This is a genomic window from Methylobacterium jeotgali, from assembly GCF_022179345.1.
Taxonomy (GTDB): Bacteria; Pseudomonadota; Alphaproteobacteria; order Rhizobiales; family Beijerinckiaceae; genus Methylobacterium; species Methylobacterium jeotgali.
The window spans coordinates 1-3,674 of the sequence record NZ_BPQR01000103.1; the positions used below are offsets into that span (position 1 = coordinate 1).

The window sequence follows — 3,674 nt, forward strand, 5'->3', positions numbered from 1 at the left end:
TCCCAGGGGCGCACTCCAGCGAGGGCCTGCTTTGGGTCAGGAGTTCGCTTCAGGCTTGTTCGGGCGGATGCGCCACTTCCGTGCTTCGGTCCGCGCCGCCGGAGGGGCCGCTATTCCGCTGGCAGATGCCAATGGTGGAAGTGCGGTGAACACCGCCGCACGCGGTGTGCGCCTCGGACAACGGACCAGAGTTCGTCGCCAAGTCGGTTCAGGCCTGGATCACCGGCGTCGGCGCCCAAACAGCCTACATCGCTCCCGGCTCGCCCCGATGATCCGCGACACGAAGGTGCTGCGGGACCTGTTCGGGGACGCGAAATCTCGGGACGCCGGCTCGACGCTGACGCACAAGCAGTTTCCCGGGGGTGCTATCACTGTCTCGGAAATATAGCATCTAACATCAAAGACTTAGCCGCCTCTGGGCGGCTTTTTCTATGGGTGAAGCTCGCGCCCGATCGAGTCCAATGAAATCAACAGCTTACGGTCATTCCCCGCGGTTTCCGGGCACTTCCGTTACGCATGACTTTACGCACGAGGAGAGCAATGACCGACCGCCCCCCGAGCCCCGATGATGTCCTCTATGGTATGCCTGCAATCGCCGCCGCGTTTGGTTGGCGACAGCGGCAGGCCGAGCACCTGAAGGAGTCGCACGGCCTTCCGACCTTCAAGGTCGGAAAGACCGTCTGCGCCCGCCGCGGCGCCGTCGCTGCTTGGCTCGCCGATCGCGAGGCCGCAGGGCGGGAGCAGAAGCCGTGAGTCGCCCGCGAGAGCTTAGCGAGGCGCGCATCACTCGGATCGACCTCAACCTTGAGCCGGGCGCGATCTCGGCCGGCGTCATAGCCCGCTTCGATTTCGTCTGCGGCCCAACCCTGGTGCGCGGCGCCCGCCTTCAGCGGCACGGCATCAGCAAGGAGCTGACCGTGTTCCTGCCGAAGACACGCTTCAAGGACGAGACGATCCGCTTCACCTGCGATGCTGCCCGAGTCCGCCTTGCTGAGGCGGCCGAGGCAGCGGTGGCCGCTGCGAGCGCGAGAGCGGCGGGATGGAGGGGCGACGCCGATGGCTGACCTCTCCGCCGCGGTAGCGCAGATGCTCATCAACGGCGAGGGCATCCGCCAGGAAGACAGCCCCGACGTGTGGGTCGACGCCATCCTCGACCGATGGCCCGAGATCTCGGTCGACGAGTTGGAGCGCGGCTTCCGCATCGAGATCGAGCTTCAGCGCGCAGACGACAGCCGAAGGTGCGGACCGATCAGGGCGCCTAGAAAGCCTCGCTCACGAGCCGTGGAACACCGGGCCGAAAAGGCGAGGACAGCCGGCTACGAGATACAGCGCAACCGGCGCCCCAGACGATTCAACCCGCTCGGATCGTGCTTTAGGCACATTCTGCCATATCACTACTTACTACAGAATCGCTATTATCAGCTTTAACCTGCATAATAGAGTTAGCGAGGGCCTCAGAAAGCTGGGCCGATGTCGCATGGCTAAGCCATTTCCAGGCCGCCCGCGCTGCCGTCTCAAGACGATCAGCGAGATCTGAGGGGGCCCGAGTGGCGCGTATGTCCTCGATCAAGGCGTCAACCTTGCCGCGAATATAGTCAGAGCTAATTGAAGTGCCATGCGGATCTGCAAGGCTTGATAGCTCGAATTCGAGAAGAAACCCCTTCATCCCAATGCTTTTGAATAATATTTGCAGTTCATTTCTGGTAGTATGACGAAGTGACTTGTACATACAATGCGCGCTAACGGATAGAAGCACGCACCTTAAGTTGGCAAATGGGTTGGGATTTCCGAGATGTTCGTACATGTGACGCTGGACCTCCGATAGATCGTTGATGGGTTTTGTCCTAAATAATATTTAGATCCATAAACAGGAGTGGCATAGTCCACGGAAATGGCCAAACAAAATCAGCAAGCGCGCCGGCTAAAAATTTTTCGGCACTGGGTTTGAGCATCAAGCTCTGTATATCCTTATGATACTTTCGAAAGTCAGCATCAGCGACGGATTGTCATCGAGGTTCCGCTCTGGATTGCGTAGGACAGACCTGAAAATTTACGCATGATTAGACACCGGCGGCCGAACGGAGATGCGCTTGCTCACAAGGGATGAGTATCAAACTCACCTAAATTGATAGCTTCAACCGCATTGAGAATGCTGTGCCCTGAGGTCATCGGTTGCTAACCTACAGCGCCATCACTGAGGCTATCGGCCGTCGTGGACGATCTGGGCGAAGCGATAGACCGCTTCCTCTAACAGGTTGTTGAAGTCGTGGATGTTGACTGCAGGACGTCGGCGGCGTGGCCACGACCATCGTGATGAAAAGGTGGCCTCAGAACGCGAGGCCCCAGGCTCCCGTCACCAGGGCCGCGGCGAACAGGGGAGCCCCATACCCAGCGGCGACGAACGCGATGGTGGCGATGGCGCCGGTGGTGACGTGACACGCCGGTGCCGTGCCGACGGTGAGACGCAAGAGGGCGCGCATCACGCCTCCTGCGGGGTGTCTAGCTGCGAGACGATCTCGACGAGCTCGACGTGGGGGATGACGAGCCGGGCCGTGGCTAGCGCCTTGAGCAGGCCCAGGCGGGCGGCGGCGGCACGGACCTCGTCGGCCGCGGCGGCGCGCTTGCCGGCATGCTCTGCCAGGTGGCGGCGGACGCCTTTCAGGGCGCGCGAGATCTCCTGCCTGCAGATCGGCGCCGGCACGGTGACGGCCGACGAGCTGCGCGAGGCGGATTGGATGGCCCGAGGATAAGCAGGAGGGGCGCATGCCCGGTTCGAACGGCGCCGCTCGCCGCCCGCTCCTGCCGATGCACTCCGCCGGCCCCTACAGCACCTACCGCCTGTTCGAGTGGTGCATGGCGACGATGATGGTGCTGAACGCCTTCACGCTCGCCATACCGGGGGACACGATGGAGCGCAACGCACTGAGGCCGATCGCCGAGATGGGCTTCAGCGAGGCCAACACGGCGCTGATCTTCGGATGCGCCAGTAGCGTGCGCGTCATGGCGCTGTTCCTCAACGGCTACATCAACAGCCATGGGCCCCTGCGAACCTGTGGGGTGCGAACCCCGATTTGAATTCTGGCGCCGCGCGGGACCTTTGCCGCCGGGACTTGAAGTTCTCGCCCCTCCCGGTAGGACCCGTGACCCCCACCCCCCTTCCGGGCCTGTTGGACCCCGGGGAGGGCAGGACGGGGACCGGGGCTGCCCGGCCCCCGAGGGGATCAAGCCTCATGCGTCGCCGCACCCGGCCAACCTCGCGGCCCCCCGTGCAACCGACAATCCGGATCCCGAACCTTGCCTCACGGCCTCACACGACAAGGCCCCTGGAGGGGGCTGGGCGGGCCTCGATGGGGACGGGGTGAGAGGGGCCGGGACGGGGGACGGGCCTGCCTGGCGGGCTCCCAGGGTCTCAGACGGCAGGCGGTGCCAACCGGTTGGAGAGGGCCTGGTGCACGGCCTCGCGCTGCAGCGGGACGCCCCCGTTCGTGCGCCCGCGCAGGTGCCCCAGGGCGCGCCTGAGGATGTCGTCGAGCCGCACGGAGGGGCGGAGCGCGCCATGCCCCGACGTGCCCTGCAGGGCATCCCGGAGGGCGTCGACGAGGGCGGCGTCGAGAGCCCGCGGATCGGGCGCGCCTGCCTCCCTGCGGGCGGCTCGCTCGGCGCGCTTGCGGTCG

At 64.2% G+C, this 3,674-nt stretch carries 8 protein-coding genes and 1 pseudogene; 6 read left to right on the top strand and 3 right to left on the bottom strand.

Features of this window, described 5'->3' with window-relative positions; all coding sequences use genetic code 11:
• Positions 1 to 268: 268 nt before the first annotated feature.
• From MFF04_RS22005 to MFF04_RS21645, 4 genes are all read left to right on the top strand, one after another.
• Positions 269 to 388, top strand: coding sequence for a hypothetical protein (locus MFF04_RS22005; RefSeq protein ID WP_017483148.1), 120 nt, complete (start codon positions 269 to 271; stop codon positions 386 to 388).
• A 152-nt stretch (positions 389 to 540) separates the two neighbouring features.
• Positions 541 to 753: a hypothetical protein gene (locus MFF04_RS21635; protein WP_017483149.1), complete on the top strand. Its 213-nt coding sequence runs from the start codon at positions 541 to 543 to the stop codon at positions 751 to 753.
• Entirely contained in the window at positions 750 to 1,064 is a 315-nt protein-coding gene (locus tag MFF04_RS21640) for a hypothetical protein (RefSeq protein ID WP_017483150.1), read from the top strand. Before MFF04_RS21635 ends, MFF04_RS21640 begins: the two co-directional genes overlap by 4 nt.
• Entirely contained in the window at positions 1,057 to 1,428 is a 372-nt protein-coding gene (locus MFF04_RS21645) for a hypothetical protein (protein WP_198580452.1), read from the top strand. Before MFF04_RS21640 ends, MFF04_RS21645 begins: the two co-directional genes overlap by 8 nt.
• Before the next feature lie 781 nt (positions 1,429 to 2,209).
• On the opposite strand, the pseudogene MFF04_RS21650 reads toward MFF04_RS21645, so the two are convergent.
• From MFF04_RS21650 to MFF04_RS21660, 3 genes and pseudogenes are all read right to left on the bottom strand, one after another.
• Positions 2,210 to 2,308, bottom strand: a pseudogene (locus tag MFF04_RS21650) (alpha/beta hydrolase); the annotation flags it as partial.
• A gap of 19 nt (positions 2,309 to 2,327) precedes the next feature.
• A complete protein-coding gene (locus tag MFF04_RS21655; protein ID WP_198580453.1) occupies positions 2,328 to 2,480 on the bottom strand; it encodes a hypothetical protein in 153 nt (50 codons plus the stop codon).
• Complete coding sequence (locus MFF04_RS21660; protein ID WP_198580454.1) at positions 2,480 to 2,701, bottom strand: hypothetical protein; 222 nt, start codon at positions 2,699 to 2,701, stop codon at positions 2,480 to 2,482. Before MFF04_RS21660 ends, MFF04_RS21655 begins: the two co-directional genes overlap by 1 nt.
• A 62-nt stretch (positions 2,702 to 2,763) precedes the next feature.
• Here MFF04_RS21660 and MFF04_RS21665 point away from each other — a divergent pair, with 62 nt between their 5' ends.
• Entirely contained in the window at positions 2,764 to 3,075 is a 312-nt protein-coding gene (locus MFF04_RS21665) for a hypothetical protein (RefSeq protein WP_238257893.1), read from the top strand.
• A 373-nt stretch (positions 3,076 to 3,448) separates the two neighbouring features.
• Positions 3,449 to 3,674 (top strand): hypothetical protein (locus MFF04_RS21670; RefSeq protein ID WP_238279072.1); only part of this gene is annotated, 226 nt, incomplete at its 3' end.